The organism is Shimia sp. NS0008-38b (assembly GCF_040370365.1).
Lineage (GTDB): Bacteria > Pseudomonadota > Alphaproteobacteria > Rhodobacterales > Rhodobacteraceae > Shimia.
On sequence record NZ_BAABWQ010000002.1, the window covers coordinates 700,451 to 725,060 of the forward strand.

The 24,610-nt window shown below is 56.5% G+C and carries 27 protein-coding genes; 18 read left to right on the forward strand and 9 right to left on the reverse strand.

Features of this window, described 5'->3' with window-relative positions; translation table 11 throughout:
- From ABWV47_RS09485 to ABWV47_RS09495, 3 genes are read right to left on the reverse strand one after another with little or no spacing between them, the layout of a single operon-like run.
- Positions 1 to 1,248, reverse strand: a complete 1,248-nt coding sequence (locus ABWV47_RS09485; protein WP_353311084.1) for a glycosyltransferase family 4 protein — start codon at positions 1,246 to 1,248, stop codon at positions 1 to 3.
- The gene (locus ABWV47_RS09490) at positions 1,245 to 2,450 is read right to left on the reverse strand and encodes a glycosyltransferase family protein (protein ID WP_353311086.1); all 1,206 of its coding nucleotides are present in this window, start codon (positions 2,448 to 2,450) and stop codon (positions 1,245 to 1,247) included. Before ABWV47_RS09490 ends, ABWV47_RS09485 begins: the two co-directional genes overlap by 4 nt.
- A 38-nt stretch (positions 2,451 to 2,488) precedes the next feature.
- Positions 2,489 to 3,766 (reverse strand): nucleotide sugar dehydrogenase, encoded by a 1,278-nt coding sequence (locus ABWV47_RS09495; RefSeq protein ID WP_353311088.1) that lies wholly within the window; start codon positions 3,764 to 3,766, stop codon positions 2,489 to 2,491.
- A gap of 190 nt (positions 3,767 to 3,956) precedes the next feature.
- Between ABWV47_RS09495 and ABWV47_RS09500 the strand changes: the two genes are divergently transcribed.
- The 18 genes from ABWV47_RS09500 (at position 3,957) to ABWV47_RS09585 (ending at position 19,285) form a co-directional block, all read left to right on the forward strand.
- Positions 3,957 to 6,308, forward strand: coding sequence for a mechanosensitive ion channel family protein (locus ABWV47_RS09500; protein WP_353311090.1), 2,352 nt, complete (start codon positions 3,957 to 3,959; stop codon positions 6,306 to 6,308).
- Between the two features lie 225 nt (positions 6,309 to 6,533).
- Positions 6,534 to 7,253: a phosphonate metabolism transcriptional regulator PhnF gene (phnF, locus tag ABWV47_RS09505; RefSeq protein WP_353311092.1), complete on the forward strand. Its 720-nt coding sequence runs from the start codon at positions 6,534 to 6,536 to the stop codon at positions 7,251 to 7,253.
- Positions 7,246 to 7,662, forward strand: a complete 417-nt coding sequence (locus ABWV47_RS09510; RefSeq protein WP_353311094.1) for a phosphonate C-P lyase system protein PhnG — start codon at positions 7,246 to 7,248, stop codon at positions 7,660 to 7,662. The genes phnF and ABWV47_RS09510 overlap by 8 nt, the downstream gene beginning before the upstream one ends.
- Positions 7,663 to 8,202 carry a phosphonate C-P lyase system protein PhnH gene (phnH, locus tag ABWV47_RS09515; protein ID WP_353311096.1) on the forward strand — a complete coding sequence of 180 codons (540 nt, stop codon included), beginning with the start codon at positions 7,663 to 7,665 and terminating at the stop codon, positions 8,200 to 8,202. It begins immediately after the preceding gene.
- On the forward strand, positions 8,202 to 9,284 hold the full coding sequence (locus tag ABWV47_RS09520) for a carbon-phosphorus lyase complex subunit PhnI (protein ID WP_353311098.1): 1,083 nt from the start codon (positions 8,202 to 8,204) through the stop codon (positions 9,282 to 9,284). Before phnH ends, ABWV47_RS09520 begins: the two co-directional genes overlap by 1 nt.
- Before the next feature lie 32 nt (positions 9,285 to 9,316).
- Positions 9,317 to 10,195, forward strand: coding sequence for an alpha-D-ribose 1-methylphosphonate 5-phosphate C-P-lyase PhnJ (locus ABWV47_RS09525; protein ID WP_353311100.1), 879 nt, complete (start codon positions 9,317 to 9,319; stop codon positions 10,193 to 10,195).
- Complete coding sequence (locus ABWV47_RS09530; RefSeq protein ID WP_353311102.1) at positions 10,192 to 10,989, forward strand: ATP-binding cassette domain-containing protein; 798 nt, start codon at positions 10,192 to 10,194, stop codon at positions 10,987 to 10,989. Before ABWV47_RS09525 ends, ABWV47_RS09530 begins: the two co-directional genes overlap by 4 nt.
- Positions 10,986 to 11,705 (forward strand): phosphonate C-P lyase system protein PhnL, encoded by a 720-nt coding sequence (locus ABWV47_RS09535; RefSeq protein WP_353311104.1) that lies wholly within the window; start codon positions 10,986 to 10,988, stop codon positions 11,703 to 11,705. The genes ABWV47_RS09530 and ABWV47_RS09535 overlap by 4 nt, the downstream gene beginning before the upstream one ends.
- Complete coding sequence (locus tag ABWV47_RS09540) at positions 11,692 to 12,849, forward strand: alpha-D-ribose 1-methylphosphonate 5-triphosphate diphosphatase (protein WP_353311106.1); 1,158 nt, start codon at positions 11,692 to 11,694, stop codon at positions 12,847 to 12,849. The genes ABWV47_RS09535 and ABWV47_RS09540 overlap by 14 nt, the downstream gene beginning before the upstream one ends.
- 84 nt (positions 12,850 to 12,933) lie before the next feature.
- Complete coding sequence (phnC, locus tag ABWV47_RS09545) at positions 12,934 to 13,734, forward strand: phosphonate ABC transporter ATP-binding protein (protein ID WP_353311108.1); 801 nt, start codon at positions 12,934 to 12,936, stop codon at positions 13,732 to 13,734.
- Between the two features lie 36 nt (positions 13,735 to 13,770).
- On the forward strand, positions 13,771 to 14,682 hold the full coding sequence (gene phnD, locus ABWV47_RS09550) for a phosphonate ABC transporter substrate-binding protein (RefSeq protein WP_353311110.1): 912 nt from the start codon (positions 13,771 to 13,773) through the stop codon (positions 14,680 to 14,682).
- A 66-nt stretch (positions 14,683 to 14,748) separates the two neighbouring features.
- A complete protein-coding gene (phnE, locus tag ABWV47_RS09555) occupies positions 14,749 to 15,681 on the forward strand; it encodes a phosphonate ABC transporter, permease protein PhnE (protein WP_353311112.1) in 933 nt (310 codons plus the stop codon).
- Positions 15,678 to 16,535 carry a phosphonate ABC transporter, permease protein PhnE gene (phnE, locus tag ABWV47_RS09560; protein ID WP_353311114.1) on the forward strand — a complete coding sequence of 286 codons (858 nt, stop codon included), beginning with the start codon at positions 15,678 to 15,680 and terminating at the stop codon, positions 16,533 to 16,535. Before phnE (ABWV47_RS09555) ends, phnE (ABWV47_RS09560) begins: the two co-directional genes overlap by 4 nt.
- On the forward strand, positions 16,532 to 17,077 hold the full coding sequence (locus ABWV47_RS09565) for a P-loop NTPase family protein (RefSeq protein WP_353311116.1): 546 nt from the start codon (positions 16,532 to 16,534) through the stop codon (positions 17,075 to 17,077). Before phnE (ABWV47_RS09560) ends, ABWV47_RS09565 begins: the two co-directional genes overlap by 4 nt.
- 28 nt (positions 17,078 to 17,105) lie before the next feature.
- Positions 17,106 to 17,654 (forward strand): histidine phosphatase family protein, encoded by a 549-nt coding sequence (locus tag ABWV47_RS09570; RefSeq protein ID WP_353311118.1) that lies wholly within the window; start codon positions 17,106 to 17,108, stop codon positions 17,652 to 17,654.
- Positions 17,651 to 18,277, forward strand: a complete 627-nt coding sequence (locus ABWV47_RS09575; RefSeq protein WP_353311120.1) for a DapH/DapD/GlmU-related protein — start codon at positions 17,651 to 17,653, stop codon at positions 18,275 to 18,277. Before ABWV47_RS09570 ends, ABWV47_RS09575 begins: the two co-directional genes overlap by 4 nt.
- A 43-nt stretch (positions 18,278 to 18,320) precedes the next feature.
- Entirely contained in the window at positions 18,321 to 18,797 is a 477-nt protein-coding gene (locus ABWV47_RS09580) for a hypothetical protein (protein WP_353311122.1), read from the forward strand.
- A complete protein-coding gene (locus ABWV47_RS09585) occupies positions 18,794 to 19,285 on the forward strand; it encodes a permease (RefSeq protein ID WP_353311124.1) in 492 nt (163 codons plus the stop codon). Before ABWV47_RS09580 ends, ABWV47_RS09585 begins: the two co-directional genes overlap by 4 nt.
- On the opposite strand, the gene ABWV47_RS09590 is transcribed toward ABWV47_RS09585, so the two are convergent.
- From ABWV47_RS09590 to ABWV47_RS09615, 6 genes are read right to left on the reverse strand one after another with little or no spacing between them, the layout of a single operon-like run.
- Entirely contained in the window at positions 19,282 to 20,097 is an 816-nt protein-coding gene (locus tag ABWV47_RS09590; RefSeq protein WP_353311126.1) for a sugar phosphate isomerase/epimerase family protein, read from the reverse strand. The genes ABWV47_RS09585 and ABWV47_RS09590 overlap by 4 nt on opposite strands.
- Positions 20,094 to 21,362, reverse strand: a complete 1,269-nt coding sequence (locus ABWV47_RS09595) for an alpha-D-ribose 1-methylphosphonate 5-triphosphate diphosphatase (RefSeq protein ID WP_353311128.1) — start codon at positions 21,360 to 21,362, stop codon at positions 20,094 to 20,096. The genes ABWV47_RS09590 and ABWV47_RS09595 overlap by 4 nt, the downstream gene beginning before the upstream one ends.
- A complete protein-coding gene (locus tag ABWV47_RS09600) occupies positions 21,363 to 22,007 on the reverse strand; it encodes a class I SAM-dependent methyltransferase (protein ID WP_353311130.1) in 645 nt (214 codons plus the stop codon).
- Positions 22,004 to 22,810: a phosphonate ABC transporter, permease protein PhnE gene (gene phnE / locus ABWV47_RS09605; protein WP_353311132.1), complete on the reverse strand. Its 807-nt coding sequence runs from the start codon at positions 22,808 to 22,810 to the stop codon at positions 22,004 to 22,006. The genes ABWV47_RS09600 and phnE (ABWV47_RS09605) overlap by 4 nt, the downstream gene beginning before the upstream one ends.
- Positions 22,803 to 23,618, reverse strand: a complete 816-nt coding sequence (locus ABWV47_RS09610) for a phosphonate ABC transporter ATP-binding protein (protein ID WP_353311134.1) — start codon at positions 23,616 to 23,618, stop codon at positions 22,803 to 22,805. Before ABWV47_RS09610 ends, phnE (ABWV47_RS09605) begins: the two co-directional genes overlap by 8 nt.
- Complete coding sequence (locus tag ABWV47_RS09615; protein WP_353311136.1) at positions 23,611 to 24,480, reverse strand: PhnD/SsuA/transferrin family substrate-binding protein; 870 nt, start codon at positions 24,478 to 24,480, stop codon at positions 23,611 to 23,613. The genes ABWV47_RS09610 and ABWV47_RS09615 overlap by 8 nt, the downstream gene beginning before the upstream one ends.
- Between the last annotated feature and the right edge of the window lie 130 nt (positions 24,481 to 24,610).

The following is a 24,610-nucleotide window of genomic DNA, read 5'->3' on the forward strand; positions in this document are numbered from 1 at the left end:
TCACGCCTTCTGGTCCGCAGGCGCCGCTGCCTGCAAACGCGCATCCAGTTGCTCGATACCCGGCTGCATAAGAAACGACGTCGTCAGTCGTACATAAGCCGCATCTGCCAAAGCGATCCGCAGATCCGAATTCCGCGCAAGTCGCAGCAGGTTTGCAGCCAAATCTGCCGGCGTATCGTCGCTCAACACGCCATGTTCCCCGTCGGTGATAAACTCCGGAATCGCAGAAACTGGCGTGGACAACAAACACAGCTTTTGGCTCGCCGCCTCCATCAATACGTTTGGTAACCCGTCCCGGTCACCATCCTCAGCAATCCGACTCGGCAGCACAAACACATCTGACGTCCGCATAGCGTCGATCACTTCGGGCTGATCACAGGCGCCGCGCCAAGTGACTTTGTCCGCGATACCCAAACGCTCTGCTTCCGCTTCCAACGCCGCACCAGAGCCACCACCGCCGATGTGTTCCCAGTGCCAGTCCAGATCGTCAGGCAACAGCGCAAGCGCCGCTATCAGCCGATCAAAACCCTTTTTTTCAACCAGCCGACCAACAGACAAAAATCGGACTCCGTGCTCCGCCGCTCGCGGTTCAGGCGGCTCTGGAAATCGGGTCAAATCCAAACCATGATAGACGAGCTCGACTCGATCTGGCCGGTCCGCCAAGTCTGACAAATGCTTGGCACCAACACCTGTACAAGTCGCCAGAAATGCCGCGCCAAAAGTAGAGCCCTGCAGCTTTTCGCGCTTTTCCCACTCAGGTGAAGTCCAAATATCCTTCGCATGCGCGGACACAGACCACGGCATGTCCCGCATAATCGCAGCGTAGCGCGTCACCGACGCCGGTGTGTGCATGAAGTGCGCATACAGCAAATCGATGTTGTCTGGCAGCTCACGCGCCAAAACACAGGCTTGCCCAAAGCGGCGCACGCGGTTGCGCGTTTTATCCCGACGCAGGTCTTTGAACCAAATGCCGACAGCTTTCCAAAACCCGGGCTTGGCAATCACGCCGAAGAGCCCGCCCAACACCCGTGCAGGTTCTTGATGCAGATACTCCGGTAGGTAGTGTACCGGCGCTTGCAACCGTTTGTGCAGCGGATGGCGCTTCTTGTCTGTTGGAAACCGCAGCGACCACAGATCCAGATCGTAGCCCATTTCTTCAAGTGCCACGAGTTCTTGCGCAATAAATGTCTCTGACAGGCGGGGCCAGCCTTTGACCACCACCGCTACCTTGGGACGTCTTTTTGTCATGCTACGCCTTGTGACCTGACCAGACCCAACATCGCCAGTGTCCGGTCTGACACCACATCCAACCCATCCAGCAAACCCGGCACAAAGGCATGGCTTGGCTTTGGCTGATGCGGCAAAGCACGAATGGCTGCGATCATGGCATCGGCTGTAAACCCGTCACGGTCTTCATCCAACATGCGTACAAGGCCCATGTCTTCGGCGCGGCTGGCTCGAATATGTTGCTCCATGCGGGGACGTGTGCGTGGAACAATCACCACCGGTTTATCGAAAGACAGCACCTCGCAGAACGTGTTGTACCCGCCCATCGACACGATGCCCTGTGCGCCTTTCATCAAGGTCTCCATGCGGCTGTCAAAGCCAACCGCCTGCACCCTGCCATTAAGCTTAGCCACACGGACTTCAAACTCTGCGCGCACTTCACCGGATAGAAATGGGCCGTAAACCAGCATGGCACGCGGCGACAAATCCGGATCCTGCTCATAAGCAGACAACACAAGATCAACCATACCGGCGCCATCGCCACCACCACCGGGCGTGACAAGCACGTACGGTTGCTCAGGCGTCTCACCCTCACTCATTGCTTCGCGTTGCAAATAACCAGTAAACTTCATCCGAGACCGGAACGCCGGTGACAAATCAAGTCCCTCGGTCGGATCATAGACCGAGCGCAAACCATACACCCAAGTCTCATCGTAGTAACGCTCTGCAGCCTCAAGCGCTCCTTTGCGATCCCACTCAGCTGAAAGCACACTTGGATCATCCAAAACGTCGCGCAGCCCCAAAACCAAATGCGCTTTGCGCTTTTCTTTCAACCAGTCAAGCGCAGGAAGCAGTTCGCCACGAAAGCCAGTTGGCTCCTTGTCGACAATCAATACGTCGGGGTCAAAATGCTCAACCGTGGCCTTGATCAACCCAGCACGCAGCGCAGTTGTTTCATCAATATGCAGCCCCAGTCGCTCACTTTCATAGTTACCATCCGGCGTCTTGGTGACTCCCGGCAGGCGAATGTGGTCCACATTGTCTGGAAACGGAAACCGCCCCGCCACTGGAGAGCCGGTAAGAATCAAGGCTGTGATGCGACTGTCGGCTTGGGTGATAGCTGTCGCCAAAGCGCGGGATCGGCGCAAATGGCCAAGCCCATAGGTGTCGTGGCTGTACAACAGCACGCGCGGCGACGCATTGGCCGCCAGATCCCCTGTCATCGCAATCGCCTCAGACAAATTTCGCGCCTCAACTCTATTTACAACCGCAAGTCCGACTCAGACTTGGGTAACACGCCCTTGATATCGTAGAGCAAAGCCGTGGGCTTTCCGAGAGCTCTTATCGCCGCGCCACCCAACTCGGTGAACTGGCGATGCGCCACAGCCACGACAATACCGTCATATGCCCCATTTTCAGGCGCATCAATTGGCGTGATGCCATATTCTGCCTCTACAGCTTCGTCCTCAACCCAAGGGTCCCAAACGTCGACATTGACGCTGTAACTCTCTAGTTCCTCAACGATATCTGCCACGCGCGTGTTGCGCGTGTCTGCACAGTTTTCCTTAAACGCCAAACCCATCACCAACACGCGCGCGCCAGATGGGTTTGTGCCTTTGGCCAACATACCTTTGATCATTTCCTGTGCGACATGGCGGCCCATGTGGTCATTGATCCGTCGACCCGCCAAAATGACTTCCGGATGATAGCCGAGCTGTTCCGCCCTGTAGGTCAAATAGTAAGGGTCCACGCCAATACAGTGCCCCCCGACAAGTCCTGGCTTAAATGGCAAGAAATTCCATTTGGTGCCAGCAGCCTCAAGCACCTCTAAGGTGTCGAGCCCCATACGCGAGAAGATCAGCGAAAACTCATTGACCAAAGCGATGTTCAAGTCACGCTGCGTGTTCTCAATGACCTTGGCTGCCTCTGCGGTCTTGATCGAGCTCGCCGCATGCAAGCCCGCTTTGATCACAGGGCCGTAAATCGCCTCCACCCGCGCCAGGGTCTCGTCATCCTGTGCGGCAATGACTTTGACGACATTTTCCAGAGTGTGCTCTGCATCGCCCGGGTTCACCCGCTCCGGCGAATAGGCCAACTTGATATCGTCTCCTGCGCGCAACCCGCTTGCCTGTGCCAAAGCAGGGCCGCAAACCTCTTCGGTCACGCCGGGATACACAGTGCTTTCCAAGATCACCAAAGCATCAGGTCGCAAATGGGGTGCAACCGTTGCACAAGCCCCAAGCACTGGACCCAGATCCGGGGCTTTGGCGTCCGTGATTGGCGTTGGAACACTCAGAATAAAAACCGTGCGGCCGGACAAATCTTCTGCTGCATCACTGAATGCCATTGTGCTGGCGGCCACAGTTTCAGGGGACACTTCACCGTTGGGATCTTCTCCGCTATGCAAACGCGCGACCATCTTGGGATTGGTGTCAAATCCCAAAACATCAAATCCCGCACGCGCCAAACCCAGTGCCAACGGCAATCCAACGTAACCAAGCCCAAGGACGGCGATTTTTTCCTGTTTAGACTGGCTCACGTTTGCTGTGTCCCCAAAATAGATCCGCGACCTTCGCACGTATTTTGTGCGCTACCGTTTTTACCCCTGTTTGTCACCCCCAAAGCACTGAGCCATTGAGCAAGTTTCACGATATGGAAAGTGTATTTCCTTTCGCGACACCCAAGACTTCCTGTAAGACGAAAAAACGACGACAGGGAAAGACACTAAAATGTTCCGATATTTGTTTGCGGTGTTGGCGGCTTGCCTGCTTCTTCCAGTGACTCAACTGGCTGCGCAGGACACCGACGAAACCACTCTTAATTCCTCCATTTCACAGATTGTGGAACAGGCTGCTGAAACCGGCATGACCGTTATCATTCTTGACGGCAACGGCGACCCCATGCCTGCAGAGATGGACGAGAGTACATCGGAAGAAGTCTCTGAGACCAGCAACATGACAGCCGTGATGCGACTCCAATGGGAACTTGAAGGATTCAACCAAATCCTCATGAGCCGTCTGGATCACTTCCCAGCTGCCATGAACGAGGTCCTCTTTATCCTTCGCGCCTCAAGTCCAGATGGCACCATCATGCTGTTTGCCAAGCAACTGGCCATCATCTTGCTGCTGCTCGCAATCGGACGTTTGGTGGAATCACGGATCTATGGAAAACGCATAGCGGCCCGTTTTGTGATTCCGTTGATCAAAGAAAACCCCGAGGGCTATACGCAAAAACTGCCGTTCCTGCTGGTGCGCTTTATTGGCGGTGTGATCGGCGTTTTTGTCAGCATGGCCGTCGCTGCTCTTTTGGGCCTTATCATATTTGGCACGTCTGATGACACCGCTGTCCGATTTACCAGCGCTTCCATCTTTGCAGCCTACGCTCTCTCTCGCATGATCGCACTGGTCTGGCGCATGATCTTATCGCCGTACCTTTCACAATACCGCATTCCCGCTTTCTCCACGCCAGACGCCAAAAAGTTGCACTATTGGGTGTGTGTCTTAGGCATGGTCGATGCCGTGACGATTATTTTCGGCGAATGGCTCAACGAACTGGGACTGGTTTATGACGTCTACGCGATGATGACCTTCCTGCTTGGGTCTTTGTTCGCACTTGGCAACGTCGCCATGGTTTTTGCCAACCGAGTGTCTATTTCCAATGCGCTGCGCAATGGTCGTCCGTCTAACAAAGTACCGTTGGCGACTCGCCTTGCCAGCACACTTTGGGCACCGATCTTTCTCATCTACGTGGCTTTTGGATGGGCGCGTTTGTCGTGGAACCTTATCATGGGCAACGACACCGAAATCCCGTTGATCGCCGGTGCCTATGCCATTTTGACCGCCGTTTTGGTGGTCTATGCGACAATCAACTACGGCATCGAACGCTACTTTGAGCGCCACCGCAACGTCCAGGAAATGAATGATGCGGCGGAGGCACTGCGCGAAGAGGCCACAACAGATGGCCAGCTGTCCGAACAGCAAGAAGAAGAACTCACCCTTCTTGAGGACATCATAGACCACCGTCAAATGCACACCTACGAAGAGCTCGCACGGCGGGTGTCAGGTGTACTGGCTTTGGTTGCGGGGCTATATGCTGCGCTGTATATCTTTGACCTTGATCACCTCATCCGAGACGACATGGTCAGCGGGCGAATACTGGATGTGGTCGTTATTGTGTTCTTGGGATACATCGGCTTTCACACCTTCCGCATTTGGATCGATCGCCGCATCCGCGAGGAGTCAGGTGAGCCGGAGACCGAGGCCGAACTGGGTGATGAAGGCGGCGGGGCCAGCGCCAGCCGTCTTGCAACCTTGCTGCCACTGTTTCGAAACTTCATCCTGCTTGTGATCCTCGTCACCATCATCCTGATCGTGCTGCTTGAACTTGGCGTCAACGTCAGCCCACTGTTTGCTGGTGCTGGTGTGGTTGGTCTGGCGGTTGGCTTTGGTGCACAATCCTTGGTCCGCGATATCTTTTCTGGTGCCTTCTTCTTGTTTGATGACGCATTCCGCAAAGGTGAATATATCGACATCGGCTCGGTCAAAGGCACGGTCGAAAAAATCTCCGTTCGCTCTTTCCAGCTGCGCCACCATCTGGGCCCTCTGCACACCATCCCATTTGGTGAGATCCAATACCTCACTAACTATTCGCGCGATTGGGTGATCATGAAACTCAAACTGCGTGTGACCTATGACACAGATGTAGAGCGCGTGCGCAAACTGGTGAAAAACCTTGGCGTTGAATTGCTGGACGATCCGGTCATCGGCCACAACTTCATCCAACCGCTAAAGTCTCAGGGCGTGGTCGAGATGCAAGACAGTGCCATGATTATCCGCGTCAAATTCATGACCAAACCCGGTGACCAATGGTTGGTGCGCAAAAAAGTGTATCACGAAATCCGCGAACTCTTTGCCCGCGAGGGGATCAAGTTCGCCCACCGCGAGGTCACTGTGCGTATTGCTGATGACGTCAAAGAAGAGGACCTCACCCCCAAACAACGGGAGGCCGTTGTGGGGGCCGTCGAAGCTGCTATTGACGAAGACGCCATGGAAGGTGGTCCGGAGGGCGGCGGCGGCGACTGACCAACCTCTGCCCGTCGCGTCATCGCTACGGTACCGTTTCCGACACACCCAAAATGACATCCCAATCGGGGCTACCTTTTCAAAAATCGGTGGCCCCGAATGCTGTGGGGCGTCAAAAATCTCAACGACGGGCGGTGCTCAAAATTTCTCTGATTGATTGCCTCTCTGTCACGGGGATGTCACGTGTCCATCTTATCCCGAAATTCATTCGAATGATTGTGAGCCATGACACGTACAAATTGGACAATGATCCGCGACGCGCTCGCCGACGATATCGCCTCCGGCCAGTTTAACACCGGAGACAAGTTGCCAACTGAACCGCAACTTGCCACTCGATTTGACGCCGGACGTCACTCCGTGCGGCGCGCCGTAGAAGCCCTCGCAAAAGAGGGCAAAGTCAGCATAGAACAGGGCCGCGGCACGTTTGTCGAAGAGGCCCCGCGCCTGACATACACGATCGGAAAGCGCACCCGCCTCAGCCCGAATTTGGTGCCTCAAGGCTGTGTGGTCAGCAGTGCGCCTTTGGCTGGCGACATTGTCGAGGCCACCGATCGGTTACGCGCCGCGCTCAAACTATCCGCGGGTGAGAAGGTTGTGAGCAGCCAACGTATCACTTTCGCAGATGGGCTCCCGATTGCCTTCGGAACCGCGTGGTACTCTGCAGATCGCTTTCCTGATTTCGTTGCCCGCCGCGAGACGCTGAACTCGGTGACCAAGACATTTCAATCTTATGGCATCGACGATTACCACCGGATCGACACAGAGTTTTTCTCGCGCCCAGCGCGCACCGAAGAAGCAAAGACACTCCGACAACACCCAGACTTGCCAGTGATGGTGGTCCGCGCCACAGACGCGGATCCCACCGGTGCCCCGATCTCCCACAGCAAAGTTATTTGGGCGTCAGGGCGGGTGAAATTCACAATTTCAGGGCAGGGCGATGGCTGACACAGATCCACAACTTGATGCATTGGCAAAAACAGACGCAAAAACGCTTACACGTTTTGCGGAAACCTTGATTGATGAACTGGGAGACATTGATGTCTTACACAGTCGCACCGGTCTTGTGATGCTGCCCATGCGCGATACCGCGCAGGGCACCGTATTTCATTTGGGCGAAGTGCTGGTGAGCGAGGCACATATCCGCTCCGGAGAGATCGAAGGCTACGGGCTGCGACGTGGCCATGATCTGGAAGCGTCGATGGCCATGGCATTGATTGATCTGGCCCTGCAAAGCGGCGTTCAGACATCGGCCTGCAAAGAGTTCTGTGAAACAGCGGCAACGGCGCAGGCGGAAGCGGATGTCGACACTCTGCGTCGCATCCAAGCCACCCGCGTGAATATGGAGACGTTCTGAATGGCACATTCCACCCCCCTGCGCAGCGACGCAGAAGCCAGCGCCAACGCCACGTTTGACGCGCTCATGTGGGCCTTCAGTCGCCCCGGCCAAATCAAAACTCTACCCCAAACAGGCGAACTCTGCCTGATCGAGGCACTCATGGACCGCGAGTGCCGCGTATATTGCGCAGATCCGCTGCTGCTGCCGGATGTGATGCGCAGCGGTGCCGAAGTCGCCGACATACCACAGGCGGATCACCTGATCCTTGGCACTCTCACTGATGCCACCCTCCTAAAACAAATGCCTCTAGGTAGCGATCTTTACCCAGATGACGGCGCAACCGTTATTGTGCGCGCCACTCTTGGTGCGGGCCCGGCGCTGCGCCTTTCCGGCCCAGGCGTAAACGGCAGTGTCACTGTCAACGTCTCAGGCTTGCCGAATGGCTTTTGGGACATGCGCAAACATGTGATGCGCTATCCCACGGGCTTTGAATTGATCCTGCTGGACGGCAACCGAGTGCTCGCTCTGCCCCGCTCCACTGTTGTAGAGGTGCTCTGATGGCCTATGTCGCAACCCGTGGTGGCGAACACGCCATCGAGCAATCTGAGCGCCTCTTCCGCGAGGCCATCGGCGCGTTTGACCAGTCTCGCGTGGATACCATCAAACACAGCATGCCGTACTTGATCGACCGTGTCATGGGCGAGGCATCGCTGTACGACGAGGATCTGGCCGCACTTGCGCTCGCCCAAACTGGCGGCGAACTCTTTGAAGCCGTTTTGCTCTTGCGCGCATGGCGCACAACTCAACCGCGCCTCTCTGTGGCCAGGCCTGTCGAACAAGACACGTTGTTTACACATCGCCGCATCTCCGCCGCGTTTAAGGACATCCCCGGCGGGCAGGTGCTTGGCCCCACGTTGGACTACGCCCACCGCATTCTTGCCACCGACGTGCTGCGCGGCGCAGATTATTTCCCCGCATCTGTGGAGCCCGCCGAAACACCCTCCCCGGCCTATCAACCCTCGGTCAGCGCATGGCAGGCAGAAAACGATCTTGTTGAGTTGCCCAAATCAGATCTGACGAAGGGCAATGATATCCCTGACCTGACCCGTGAACCGTTGCTGTTCCCTGCAAAAAGGGCGCATACATTGCAGTCTCTGGCGCGTGCCGACACCGGCGGTGCGCTGGCGCTTGGATATGCGGCCATGCGCGGTTACGGACAAGCTCACCCCACCGTCAATGAACTGCGTCTGGCCGAGGCTGAAATCGTCGTTGCACACCCTGACGGCCGCCAATTCTCTGCTGGCCGTGCCAAAGTGAGCCAAGCCGAAGTGGTCGACAAAAAGGGCGAAAATCTCGATCTTGGCTTTGCCGCCACCTTGGGCTGGAACGAAGTCAAATGCATCTCCGCCGCCACGCTCGATCTCAACAGCGAAGGCGCTGAGAAAGGCTCTCCCACGGAGGAAGAATTCTTCCTCTATCATACGGAGGGAGTCGAAAGCTCCGGCTTCTGCATTCACTTCAAACTGCCCCACTATGTGACGTTCCAATCCTCACTGGACGCCATGCGCGACGCCAAAGCCAAAAAGGCCGCCGCCAAAGCCGCACGTGACGACAAAACAGCAAGCGAGCCCGCAGAATGAGCCTCTCAAACCTGACAAAACCATGGGAAGCCATGAGCTACGGTTTCCTGGACAGCTCTGCCAAACGAGAGCTGCGCCGCAAAATGATCAAGGCCATCTCCGTACCCGGCTGCCAGATGCCTTATGCCAGCCGCGAGGTGCCCATGGCACGTGGCTGGGGGACCGGTGGCTTGCAGGTTTCGCTCACTCTGGTGAACCCAAACACCACCGTCAAAGTCGTCGACCAAGGTGCGGATGACAGCGTCAACGCCGCCTCCATACGACGCTTTATCAACCGCGTCGCCGGCACGCCAACCACCACGGACACTCTTGATGCGGATTTGATCCAATCACGTCACCGCATTCCTGAGGAAATCATGCAAGAAGATCAGGTGCTGGTGCTGCAAGTACCAAACCCCGAACCTCTGCGCCCGGTGCAGCCCAATATGTCCATTGCACGCCAAATGCACGCTGATGCGGATTACGGCCGCATGTGGCTGCAACTTTACGAACAAATCGTGCGCTCTGGACGCGTGATGCAAGGCGCGAGCTACCCCTCATTGGTGCACGACCGCTTTGTCATGACCCCCTCGCCCATCCCGCGCTGGGATGTGCCAAAGCTGAACATGGCCAAACATCTCACGTTCCTCTCCGCGGGGCGCGAGAAGCGTATCTTTGCGGTACCGCCTTACACAAAAGTTGCACCTCTGGTGTTCTCTGATGTGCCTTACAAAGTAGAAGATCACGCCGATCTCACCTGCCACCGATCCGGCGCAACAGGCATGTTTATGAACGAAATTCCACAAGATGACGGCACCTCCACCTATGAGGTCTCCGACAGCGAATGGGGCGTCAAAGCCATCCGCCAACGCGATGGCGAAGACATCACTCTGGGCGAAACCTGGTACAAAGACGGGGAGATGCCACAATGACCCTCACACTCGACGCGCCGCGCATCGTCACCACCAAACCGCTCTTGTCGGTGCAACACGTCTCCAAGTCTTATGGCGAGGTGCAGGCTGTGCGCAATGTCTCCGCACGTGCCTATCCCGGAGAAGTTTTGGGCATCGTTGGAGAAAGTGGTTCTGGTAAATCCACCCTCCTGCGCATGATGAACTTGGAAGAAACGCCGGACACAGGCAGCTACACGTTGGACCTGCCTGACACGCCCGGCAACCTTTTTGAGCTGGACCGTTTCGCCCGCCGCATGTTGTGTGCCACCAAGATTGGGATTGTCTATCAGAACCCTCACCTCGGCCTGCTGATGAAGCATTCCTCTTCGGGCAACGTGGCTGAACGTCTTCTGATCGCAGGCGAGCGCAGCTTTGCCACCCTGCGAGACAAAGCCACCACGGCGTTGGATGCGTCTGAGTTTCCTCTGGATCGATTAGACGCCCCACCGATCGAGTTGTCTGGTGGCATGCAGCAACGCGTGCAACTCGCCAAAGCCATTGCTTTGGAACCCGCGCTTCTGCTGCTGGACGAACCCACAACCGGTCTTGATGTCTCCGTTCAGGCGCTGGTGCTCGACACACTTAAACGGCTGCAACAAGATCGCCAGATCACTATGGTGATTGTCAGTCACGACCTTGGTGTCATCCGAACGCTCGCCGACAGAGTTATGGTCATGCGCCAAGGTGAAGTGGTGGAGACCGGACTGGCTGACCAAATCTTCCAAGACCCGCAACACGCCTACACACAACAATTGGTGCACGCAAAGCTATGACCGCTGTTTTGAACATTGAAGGGCTGACCAAAGCCTTCACCCTGCACCATCTGGGCAATCAGATAGGCGCGTTCTCTGACATTTCTTTTTCGGTGGCAGCTGGTGAATTTGTGCTGCTGAAAGGCGCAAATGGCGCAGGCAAATCAACATTGCTGCGCACGCTGTACCGATCCTATCTTCCGCAATCTGGCCAGATCCGGTTCCAATCAGCGCACGGCGAAATTGATCTCGCTCGTGCCGCTGAAATTGACATTGCCCACCTAAGACGCACCGAAATCGGATTTGTCACACAATTTCTCACCGCCCGTCCACGTGTCAGCGCTGAGGCCATCGTAGCAGAGCCCCTGCGTATGGCGGGTGTGTCCCAAGAGGGCGCCTTGGGAGAAGCCCGCAGCGCGCTTGCCACTTTTGGGGTCAAACCCGACCTGTGGCAGGCCTACCCCACCACGTTTTCCGGCGGAGAGCAGCAAAAGGTAAACTTGGCACGCGCCTTGATCCTGCCGCAAAAACTTCTGCTCTTGGATGAACCCACCGCGTCGCTGGATGCCCCTGCGCGCGCCGCATTGGTGGCGCGGCTGGCTGAGCTCAAAGAAGGCGGTGCCGCCATGATTGGCGTTTTCCACCATCCGGATGATGTCGAGCACCTGATCGACCGCGTGGTCGATTTGACTCCTGATTATTATGCCAAAGAGGACCGTGACGATGTGGTTGTCTGATGTTTCCATTGTCCTGCGCAATCGCGTGATTGCCTGCGGATCCTTGCGCATTGAAAACGGTTTGATCACTGAGATCGCCGAAACCGGCGGCACGGCAACGCACACTGTCTACCCCGGATTTGTCGACATGCACGGCGACATGATCGAACATGAACTGGAACCCCGTCCCGGCGTGGATTTCCCGATGGATGTTGCGGTCAATCACCTTGATGCACGCCTGGCTGCGGCAGGCGTCACCACCGCCTACGCCGGTGTGTCTTTCTCGCGCACAGCCAAAGACGGTGACCGCCGATCTTATCAGCACACCACCGACATCATACATGCGCTGAAATCTCAACAAGCCGATCTGCGTGTTGATCACCGCATTCACGCACGTTTTGACATCACCTTCACCGCCGCCATCGACTCTTTGGAAAACCTGCTCACAGCGGGCTCGGTTGATCTGGTGTCGGTGATGGATCACACCCCCGGCCAAGGCCAGTACCGCAATCTCGAAAAGCTGATCGCTTACCGGATGCGCGACGGCAAAGTGTCTGAGCAGGAGGCGCGCGCGCAAATCCAAACACGCATCGATGCCTCCCTGCCCACCGAAGATATCTACACCAATCTGCAAACCGTCTCTCGCCTGTGCAAGGCCCATGGCATTGCGGTCGCCAGTCATGATGACGACACCATGGAGAAAGCCAACATTATGGCTGACATCGGAGCTGTCATTAGCGAATTTCCGGTGACAATGGAGGCGGCAGAGGTGGCTGTGAAACGTGGTATGATGACTGCCATGGGGGCGCCAAATGCCATGCGTGGTCAAAGCTACTCAGGCAATCTTTCGGCCCGCGATGCCCATGCTGCAAGCCTCTTGCATATCCTGGCAGCCGATTATCACCCCGCAGCAATACTTCCGGCAATTCATGCACTGGCAGAAACCGATTCTGATGGCCTCCCCGGTGCGGTACGCCTTGCGACAACCAATCCTGCAGAGGTGTTGGGCCTGACAGACAGAGGTGAGATTGCGCTAGGCAAACGCGCAGACCTCGCGGTGGTAGATACTCAAAACCGTGTTGTTACGACTTTCTCTGAGGGTCAGACGGTGTTTTCCAACGGAACTGTGACACCCACGGCAAATAGCCCGATTGCGGCGGTGTGATTTATTTAAACCGTTACATATCGGTTAATGGAGAGTTACACGCAGGGCCAATTCTGGACATGAAATTCATTCGGATGAATCATCATGCCAGCTACGCTTACACTATCAAACGTCTCTAAGATTTTTGACGAAACCAAGGCCGTAGATACGGTTTCTCTTGATATTGCCCCCGGCCAGTTTGTCGGCGTAATCGGGCGCTCCGGCGCGGGTAAGTCGACCATGTTGCGCCTCATAAACCGTTTGATCGACCCCACTTCGGGGTCGATTTCATTTGATGGGGTCGAAATCACGTCGCTCAAGGGCAAAGCCTTGCGCGACTGGCGTCGCGACTGCGCGATGATCTTTCAACAGTTCAATCTTGTGGATCGCCTCGATGTTTTGACCAATGTTCTGATCGGACGTCTGGCCGAGCATGGCTTCCTCAGTTCCATGGCCATGCAGTTCACCGATGCCGAACGCACCATGGCGCTTCAAGCCCTGGAACGCCTCGATCTGGTGCCACAAGCATTGCAACGCGCCGGTACTCTTTCCGGCGGTCAACAACAGCGCGTCGCCATCGCCAAAGCATTGGTGCAACAGCCAAAAATCATGCTGGCGGATGAACCCATCGCATCACTTGACCCGGCCAACGCCACATTGGTGATGGACGGTCTGAAACAGATCAACATAGAAGACGGGCTGACCGTTCTGGTGAACCTGCACACGCTGGACACCGCACGCGCCTATTGCGACCGCATCATCGCGATGCGCAACGGTCGCGTCTTCTTTGACGGTTCCGCCGCGCAGCTCACCGATGATGTCGTCCGCGACATCTACGGCACCAAGGGCCTGCGCGAATTCAACGAAGCAGTGACATCAACCCAATCGATTTCCGTGACTGCCTGACCTCTCCACCAAGCCAATCAACAAGGGGATACCACCATGAAACTTCTCGCTACCACCGCACTCATCGCTCTGACTGCAACAGTTGCCGCAGCAGACGACTGGAAAAAAGACTATGCTGTCATCAAGTTCGGCATCCTGTCTGGCGAAAACGAAAAAGACCGCGTTGCACGCTACACACCATTTGAGGAATACCTCGAAAAAGAGCTGGGCGTGGAAGTCGAAATCTTCACCGCTGGCAACTATGATGGCGTGATCCAGGCGATCGGCGCAGATCAAATCGAATTTGCCTTCTTCGGCTCATCTTCCTACGCAGCGGCCTACACGGGCACCGACGGCAAAGTTGAGCCACTGGTGTCTCGCCTGCGCAAAGATGGCTCCACTGGCTATTACTCTGTTTTGGTGACCCGTTGCGAAGATGGCTACAAGCAGATCACCGATCTTGAAGGCAAAGTTGTCGCCTTTGCTGACCCAGATTCCACCTCTGGCTACGCGGTGCCTTACTTCAACATCGCCAAAGAAGTTGACCCAAAAACTTTCTTCTCCGCGATCCCATTCTCCGGGTCTCACGAAGCAGGCGTTGCTGGCGTGGTACAGGGCACATTTGATGCCGCAGCCACTTGGCAGAACAACGACGTTGACGGTCGCTGGCAGCGCATGATCGACAAAGGCATGATCGAAGAAGGCGTGATCTGCCCGATCTGGGAAAGCCCAGAAATCACATCTGGCCCGTTCACCGCACGCGCCAACCTGCCACAGGAGTTGAAAGACGCCGTGAAACAAGCGGTGATGACTGTTCAGGACAAAGACGAAGAAGCCTTCAAAGCCATGACAGGCTTCAAAGAAGAAGATCCAAACCCACAGACTGGTTGGATCGAAGTGAACCACGAGCGCTATCAGTGGATCGTGGACATGCGCGATTGGCTGAAAAAACAGCGCCGCTCTTCCTAAGCTCTCATGCCTACAGCCCCCGACGCACCCGCGTCGGGGGCTTTTCACGTGCCAGGACTCATAGACATGACCGCTCTTGCTGACATTCCAAAATCTCCACCGCTGCTGAAGTTTGAACAGGACTACGCCGACCTGCGCCGCCGTTCCCGGATCACTTGGCTGGTCGGCTCTGTGATTTTTCTGGTGCTTTTCACATTTTCCGCGTGGCTCGGAGATTTCTTCAAGGTGACACAAATCACTTTGCCTGACGGATCGCGCGATTGGCGATGGATTCTCCCGGCGGGCATTCCGCGGCTGGGCGAATTTGTTGCAAAAACCATTCCTGATTTACACTGGGACACGCTTGGCGCAGATTTCGGCGAATGGTTCTGGCGCTGGAAAATTTGGGCCAAATTGCTCATTGAAACCATCCTAATCGCCTTTATGGCCACGGTCTTGGGTGTGATGGGCGGATTCCTTTTGTCCTTCCCGGCGGCACGTAATCTGGCCCCCAACAAATGGGTGCTTTGGGTGAGCCGTCGCTATCTGGAAATTGCCCGCACGGTGCCTGACCTTGTTTGGGCGCTGATGTTTGTGTTCTGCTTTTCCGTCGGGCCAATGGCCGGTGTTTTGGCTATTGGTTTACACGCGACAGGTGCTTTGGGTAAACTCTACTCAGAAGTAAATGAAAACATCGACATGCGCCCCCTTGAGGGTGTGAAAGCCGCGGGTGGTACATGGTTTGACCAAATCCGCTACGGCGCAGTGCCACAAGTTCTGCCCAATATCATCAGCTACACGTTGCTGCGCTTTGAAATCAACGTACGCTCCAGCTCTATCATCGGCTACGTGGGCGCAGGTGGCTTGGGACAGGAATTCCGAGAAGCCCTGTCCTTGCAGGAATACACTGACCTCTCAGCGCTGTTTCTCATTATCTTCGTGACTGTAATCGTGATCGATTACGGTTCTGAGAAATTGCGGCACCGCGTCATCGGACTCGAGAAAGGGCCAAGCGCATGACCCCGACACAGCAAGATATCAACGCCGCAATGGCTGCCAATCCGCGCGCGTTTCGCGATCCAACCCATGTCCGCCTGCGCAAACTGGCGCTCTGGGTGGGTTTTACCGGCCTGTTCTGCTGGTGCCTGTATGATTTCAACTTTGCACCAGAGCGCATTTGGGTTGGGCTTGGCCGTCTGGGCCGTGTGCTCAGCTTCATGTTCCCACCCCACTTCTGGAGCACATGGGCGGAATGGGTAGAAGTCTTCACAGCATTGGGTGAAACCCTTGCCATGGCCTTTCTTGGCACGTTTCTGGGCGCCGTCGTCGCGTTCCCACTGTCTTTCCTTGGGGCCAAAAACATCAACCGCATCTTTTGGCTGCGCCAAGGCGCGCGCCGGGGCTATGACGTGATCCGTGCCTTTGAAACGCTGATCCTCGCGCTGATCTTCATCCGCGCTTTTGGCCTTGGCCCCCTCGCTGGTATCCTCGCAATTGCTGTCAGTGAAATCGGCACATTTTCGAAACTCTTTTCTGAGGCGTTAGAAAACACGTCTCGCAAACCCGTAGAAGGTGTGGTGGCTTCTGGTGGCTCACGCTTTCAGGCCATCCGCTATGCCATCATGCCACAGGTCACTCCGGTGCATATCTCCGTTCTGCTCTACAATCTGGAATCCAACGTCCGCTCAGGCACAATCCTTGGCATCGTTGGCGCGGGTGGTATCGGCTTTTTGCTCAGTGACCGGATCAGCTCCTACAACTGGGATCAGGCCTGGACAATGATTTTCATGATCATCGCGATGGTGTATCTGATCGACTATCTGTCCGGCCTCATCCGCGCCCGGTTGATTGGCAAATCCGATTTGGCCAAATGAGCCCGCGCCGCATCATGATCATTGGTGGGCCGGGGTCTGGTAAAAGCACTCTGGCCCGCCAGCTTGGCGACGCCTTGGACCTGCCCGTGAAACATATGGACCGCGCGGTCCATTGGCTGCCGGGGTGGCAGGAACGTCCCAAACACGACAAAGCCCCCATCGTGGCGCGCATTATCGCTGAGCCCGCTTGGGTGTTTGAAGGCGGCCACTCCGAAACTTACGCAGACCGGCTTGCCCGCGCAGACATATTGATATGGCTGGATTCGCCTGTGATCACGCGGCTCTATCGTGTCATTTGTCGCACCTTTCGTGATCACGGCAAAACCCGCCCCGACATGCAGGACGGCTGTCAAGAATCCCTGCGCGAGTTGCCAGAGTTCATTTTGTTTATCTTACGCACCCGTAAACGCAGCACCGCCAAAATGCGCGCCCTCTACGAAAGTGCTCAGATCGAAAAGCATCACTTCACCACATTCCAGGACATCAACCGGTTCACTGCGGCCCTGACGGCGGAACATACGCCAGTTTTGAGGGAACAATGACCGGCACCACACGTCCAAGGAGCATCGCATGAAAGCCTTCCTGATCCGCCATGCCCAATCAACTGGCCAAGCCGCAGACGCACCTCTCACGGACCGTGGGTATCAAGACGCCCGCGCCTTGGTCCCCACTCTGATTGAACGCGAAGCCGGCCCGCTGTTTGCAAGCCCGATGCGACGGGCGGTGGAAACTCTTACCCCTTATGCCGAACATTCCGGGCAAACCATCCGGCGGCTGGACAGCTTGCGCGAGCGGCTTTTGTCTCCAACGCCCCTGACGGATTGGGAAACCCACATCCAACGCTCCTTTCAAGATCCCAATCATGCGCCCGAAGGTGGCGAAAGCCACACGGATCTTCTGGCGCGCTGGACCTCCGCCTTTGCTGAGATCACCCAAAACGGCGGCACGCCGGCCTTTGTCACCCACGGCGGCATGACATCCGCACTGTTTCACAGCCTTACCGCAGAATTTGGCTTTCAAGGTTGGAAGCAGCTGCGCAATCCCGACCTCTTTGAAGTCACACTTACCAAAGGCCGCCTCAGCGCCTTCACGCGAATCGAACTGGAGACTTATCCATGAGCGGCGCCGGATCTAAAAACAGCCTGTCTGAAATCCCAACCATCCATGAAGACGCGACGGTCAGCGATTGCAAACTTGGCGTCTGGACCGAGGTTGGTAAAGGCACGGTGATGAAGTCCTCCGAGATGGGCGACTACTCCTACATCACACAAAATTGCCACGTGGTCTGGACCACCATTGGGAAATTCTGCTCCATCGCAAATTCCACCCGCATCAATCCGGGCAATCACCCGACGTGGCGCGCTGTGCAGCACCACAGTGTCTACCGTGCCGAAGCTTATGGGCTGGGCGACGACGATCACGATTTTTTTGGATGGCGCAAAGACAATTGGGTTACCATTGGCCATGATGTCTGGATCGGCCACGGCGTTACAGTTACGGCAGGTGTCACAATCGGCACCGGTGCGGTGATTGGGGCTGGTGCAGTGGTGACCCGTGACGTCGCCCCCTACACCGTGGTTGGCGGCGTCCCGGCACGCCAAATCAAGCGTCGCTTCACCGAAGAGCAGGCAGACGCCTTGCAACACATCGCGGTCTGGGATTGGTCGCGAGAGACATACAAGGCTGCGCTACCGGACATCAGAGCACTCGACATTGACGCATTCATCGAAAAATACCGCTGAGACGCCTCACGGACAACATCCCAAGGGGTTTGACGCGTCCTTTATGATCCTCGCAACAATCTGCCTCATCGCAGCGATTGGCGTGGCATGGACAAAGTCACCCACCGATGTGGTCCGTATCTCGCTGGAAAGCCTCGGTTTCCTAGCCTTGCTTAGCCCCAAGATATTCTGTGGGTTCTTCATTGCCGCTGCGGTGCCCATCCTCATCCCACCAGATCAGTTGGCGCATTGGGTGGGCAAAGACAGTGGCCCACGGGGCGTTGTTGTGGTCAGCTTCGCAGGTGCACTGATCCCCGGCGGCCCGACGATGATTTTCCCGCTCGCCGCAAACTTTCGGCTGGCCGGAGCCAGCACAGCCACTTTGATCAGCTTTGTCACCGCGTGGAATCTCTTGGGTGTGAACCGCACGGTTATCTGGGAGATTTCTTTTCTGCCGATTGAATTTGTCACATTGCGCGTTTTGCTTTGTTTGCCGGTGCCGATACTTGTCGGTTTCGCTGCACACAGGATATTTCGATGAACATTGTCATCGGCACGCTTGTTCTTGGCCTGCTGGCTGCCTGGGTCTGGCAAAAATTGGAAACCAACAGCCACCGTCAAGATGCCCTTCGCACCGTGCGCCGCATGGTACGTAGCAATCTGCCACGTTTGGTGATCGCGCTGATCACAGCGGGCCTCTTGGCCGAACTGCTGCCAGCCAACATTGTGCAGCACTACCTCGGACACACCTCAGGCCTAAACGGCCTGCTGATTGCCTGCGCGCTTGGCATGCTCACACCCGGAGGCGGATTTGTGAGCTTTGCGCTGGCCGCAGGCGCGCTCAAAGCCGGCGCAGCCACGCCAACCATGATTGCCTATTTGCTGGCTTGGTCTCAGTTCTCTCTGACCAAAGTCATCGCCGAGGAACTCATTTTTCTAGGACCACGCTTTATCCTCACCCGCGTGGCCGTCACCTTCCCGATCCCGCTACTGATCGGCGGAATCGCGATGTGGCTCGCTCAGGCTTAGATCGCCAAGCCCAAGCCCTGTAGATGCGCAAATCCTTTCGGGATGTCTGTCTTACGGCGCAACTCAAGCACCAGATGTGGCGCGCTTTGACAGTCCGCGAGTGCCCGGAACACCTCCACCCAATGGATCTCACCCTCTCCGGGGGCCCAATGACGGTCCGCATGTCCGTCCAGATCCTGTATGTGGACATGTTTCAGCTGATCACCTGCATCACGTACAAAGTAATCCACTGGCGCTGCACCCGACATCCGCCGTGCCAAATGCGCATGGCCGGTGTCGATCGACAAGGCAATCGCATCTGAACCAAAACTGTCCACCATGTCCCGCCGTGTCGCCGGATCCACGTCCAAGATGTTTTCAATCACCAAAGTAACGCCCAGAGCCTCAGCCTGTTCCACCACCGGTTTCATGATGTCGTGCACACGCCCCAACACAGTCGCAGCGTAGTCTGGCTTGTTAAACAGATTCCATTGATACCAGCGTTTGTATGGCGAATGCAGCACCATCTGCCGTGCGCCGACGCGATCTGCCGCTTCCAACGCTTTCAGAAAACGAGCCGTGATCAACGGGCGCAATTCCGGGTCTTTGTTGTCCATATCAAGGCCCTCATAGGGTCCATGAATTCCAACACGCCCGTGATGACCACTAAGCGCAGCTTTGGCGGCCGCAACCCGATCATCCAGCTCATGTGTCAGCGCCTGATAGCTGCCAAAGTCCTGCAATTCGATGTCTCGGTCCGCATCGAACAACCAATCGCGATGATCTGATACCTCATGTGACATCATGCAGGCACCGATTTTTAAAGGTGTCATACCTGTGTCTCCAAGGCTGGCTGCGTTTCCGCCGGTGCAGAGACCGCTTCTGCCGTCTCGCCCTCAGGCACCCCACGGTAAGCAGCGCGACCGCCAACCCATGTGCCCTGAATGGCAGGTGTCTGACCAGCAGGCCAATCCACCAGCACCAAGTCCGCGCGCTTGCCAACGGCGATCTCACCGCGATCCGTCAACCCCATGGCCTTTGCCGGCCCCGTTGACACCAAAGACCACAGCACCAAACGATCCGCGCGCCGTTCGCGATCCAACCGATCCACAGCTGCCAACATCGCTGGGTAATAGTAATCTGACGCCAACACATCACAGAGCCCCGCCTCGACCATGTCCCCAGCACCCAATGAGCCGATATGGCTGCCGCCACGTGTCGCGTTCGGAGCGCCAAAAATGATGGCGTCGCCGTGTGAACGCGCCGCTTCTGCAGCCTCCATCACCATTGGGAATTCAGCCACGTTTGCACCTAGGTCGCGAAAGTAAGCCCGCGTTTCCGCTCTGGTGTCATCATGGCTCAACATCGGCGCCCCTACGGCGCGGGCTTTTTCTGCGACGCGCGCAATTGCGTCGGGCACCTCTGCGCGCCTCTCCCAGACCTGCGCCAACAGGGTGATGTAGTCGTCCTCAGACAGCCCAGCACGCTGCGCTTTGGACGCTGTGCGCTTTCTCATCCGCGCATCATCCAGCGATGCAATCGAGAAATCCGGGCTCAACTCAAAAGCGCGATCTTGGATCGGCACGTCATAGGCCCGCATGGTCATCGAGGTATGATCATTGAAAGCCACTGACGGTGTCAGCGGTGCCTGCAACGCCCAATCAATCACATCCAGCGCCTCAAATGCGAAGGTCTCCCAACGCAACTGCACGCGATTTTCCACCAGCAAGCGCGGCGCCTGATCCAGCATCGCCTGCATCAGGTCTTTGCCGCGCGCCACATCCCGCAGACCGGGCTCCCAGCCCAGCGTGATGGCATGGTACGCCGTCGCAATCCCATTGGCCGCCAACTGTCGATCTGTCTCCAACACGGCCGTTTCAAGAGGGAAAAACACACCAGTGCGCGGCATCAACTGACGCTCAAAGGCGTCGCCGTGTACGTCGATCAACGCAGGTGCCAAAATCAGCCCGCGCGCATCAATGCGACTGCCTTGAACCGGCCCACCAATCTCTGCAATCACACCATCAGCAACTGTTACGTTGGTGTGAACGATTTCATCGCGCAAATAGACCTGCGCGCCTTCAAAAGTGACGGTCATTTAAAGCCGCTCCATAATCAAATGCCAATGCCAGGACCCGGGTTTTTCGTGTTCCTGATCCTGCAACCAACGCACTTCGAATCCGTCAAACAACGCCAACAGATCGCGCGCGCTGCAGAAGTAATGCGGGTGCATTTTATCGGTGCCGGGCGCGTCAAACACCCAAGTGTTCCGGCTGATCTCGCGCCCTTCATATTTTTCCAACTCAAACGGCACACGACGCCCCGACAGCATCGTCCCCAGAAAGCTGCCCGCAGGCTTCAAAACGCGGTGGATTTCAAAAATGGTCCGGTTTAGCACCCGTTCGTCACCGTGATAGATCACATTCCAGCTCAACACATGGTCAAACTCCTGATCCTCAAATGGCAGGCTGTCCATACGTGCCAACACAGTGTCCACACCACCAGCCGCTTGGATCGCCTCGATCCCCTCAGGGGCGGCGTCTAACGCCACCACGTCAAACCCCTGCTGCGCCAACCACAACGCGTGCCGGCCAACACCTGCGCCCAAATCCAGAATGCGCGCGCCCGGCTTTAACGTCTTGGCCCAGTCAATCACATCCTGCTCAGGCGTCAGCCACTTGCTGTCCGCCGACACATTGGACCATTGCGCATTCCAATGCGCGTCTGCGGTATCTGTTGTCATCGTTGCTCTCCGATAATTTTTGTGCGTGCCCAACCGCTCATGTGTTCAATGCCGATCACCACCACAGCAATCATCAAGATCACGGACATCGCTGTTGGGTAATCAAACAGGTCAAAGCCCACTTTGAGCTCGATACCGATACCTCCAGCGCCCACCAGACCTAGAATGGTCGACGACCGGACCGCCTTTTCCAGCGCAAACAAAGATGTCGAAATGAACGCAGGCGAGGCGGCGGGAATGGTAGCGCAAGCCACCACATCCAAACCCCGTGCACCGGTCGCCGTCAGGCTCTCGGCCGGGCCTTTTTCCACCGCTTCCATGTCATCCGCAAAGAAGCGCCCGCAAAAGCCAACTGTGTCCACTGCGATGGCCAGCATCCCAGCAAATGGTCCCAGACCCACCGCCACAACAAACACCAACGCCCATGCAATATCGGGCACCGCGCGGATGAAACCCAACGCGGTACGCACAGTTTGGTTGACCCAAGGTGCGGCGATCAATCCCCGCGCCGCCAACAAGGCAATCGGGATCGACACGATTACGCCAATCACGGCTCCCGCCAGCGCGATCTGAAGGGTTTCGACCATCTTCCACCCCAACCGTGCCAACACTTTGGGCTCTAGGTTTGGCGGAAAGGCGCGGTCAATAAAATCAGCGAACCGTGGTGGTGAGGAAATCACCTTCTCCACGGAAAACCCTGCCCCTGCAAACGACCATAGAATGATCACAATGGCGAAGGCGTACCCAAGAAACGCCACTGCCGAAGGCCGCTCCATCCGGTTTGGGAAAAACGTCTCAGTCATAAAGGTCTCGCAATTCATGTTCAGTGAGGCTGCTGGCGCGTGCATCCATCTGCAAACGTCCTCCGGCCAGTCCCAGCACGCGGTCGCCATAGCTCAGCGCGTGGCTCATATCGTGAGAGATAAACACAACGGTCACGCCTTCCTCGCGCGCAAGCGAGAAGAACAGTGCCATCACATCATCACCGGCGGCTGGATCCAAAGACGCGGTGGGCTCGTCTGCAAACAACACCTTGGGTTTGCCCACCAAGGCACGCGCAATCGCCACCCGCTGAGATTGTCCACCCGACAGCCGGTCCGCCCGCCTCTGCGCCAAATGCACCAATCCAACTTTTTGAAGCGCTGCCATCGCCGCTTCCCGCGACGCCGCTGGCGCAAATGATTGGGTCCAATGGCGCACGCCTGGGTTCTGCCCCAATAGCCCATGCACAACATTGGACAAAACACTCAGACGGGGCACAAGGTTGTGTTTCTGCGACACCAACCCGATTTGCGACCGCAGTTTGCGCATGTCGGAGGGCGACGCCGCACCAATGTCGGTGCCAAGCATCGTCACGTGACCTGCATCGGCAGGAATCAACCCCATCAAGCAGCGCAGCAACGTGGATTTACCGGTCCCGTTTGACCCCACAATCGCCACCGCCTCGCCGCGCGACATGCCAAAGCTCACATCTGAGAAAATCTGATGTCCACCAAAGGATTTTGCCAAGCCTTCGGCCCGGATATCAACGGGCAAAACCGGGGCAAACTGTGCCCCGGCCTGCGCGGGTTGCGCTTGCGCAAACCGTGTCTTGTTCAAGAGATCAGTCACCGATGAAGTTGTCGAACTGAGGGAAACCAGCGTTGGTGTACATGGAGCGTACATAGTCATAAGCGCTGTCTTCGATGGCCACGAGGTCCATACCAACGTATTTGTCGTTCTCTTCATGTGCGGTGATGCCAGCGATGACCTGTTCTTTGTTTTCCAGGATCGCGTTTTTCACCATCTCCGCGGCATCTGAAGGCACGTGTGCGCCAACCATGATCATGTCGTTTGGCAAGTCGCCAGAGCGCGCGATCATTTTGAAAAAGCCATAAGGCAGCTCAGTTTCTTTGGCGCGGACGTTCATCCAGCTACCGGCGTTGGACCCAATCGCATCCACATCGCCAGCTTTTAGCGCTTCGTGCGCGATGTTGCGCGATGTGTGAGTCTTTTCAATGTCGTTCACCGGGTCAACACCGTGGTCGGCCAGAACCTGCATCGGGCACAACATGTTGGATGTGGAACCGATGTCACCAAAAGCAACCTTTTTGCCTTTCAGATCCGCTGGCACATTGATGCCGCTGTCGGCACGCACAATGATCGAACAGTGATAGTCAGGGCGACCCAGACCGATCAAAGGCGTGGCTTTGGTCAGCTTGTTGATCACAACATATTCCGCCGGGCCGGAAACCACAAAATCAACGGTTTCACCGCGCAGCGCTTCCGCAGCCGCTGTACGGGAGTTCACAGCGTAGAACTCAAACGTGTCGCCAGTGGCGGTTTCCAGCGCCTCTTTGAAAGGCCCCCACTCCAGCTGAAGGCGCTCCATGCCCTCAACATCAGTCACAGCCAGTTTCCAGGTTTCTGCCTGTGCAGCAAAGGCAGAAACAGCAGCAAGTGCCGCGCCTGTCAAAATCGAACGTAGTTTCATTGGTCGGTCTCCCCGAGAAAAAATTCATCCGAATGATTTCGCGGGGATGTAACGGCGCTGTGTCACTTCGCCGAAGGTTTTGTATTAACAAACTCTGAAAATATGACGGGGAACAAAAATGCCCGCGCGG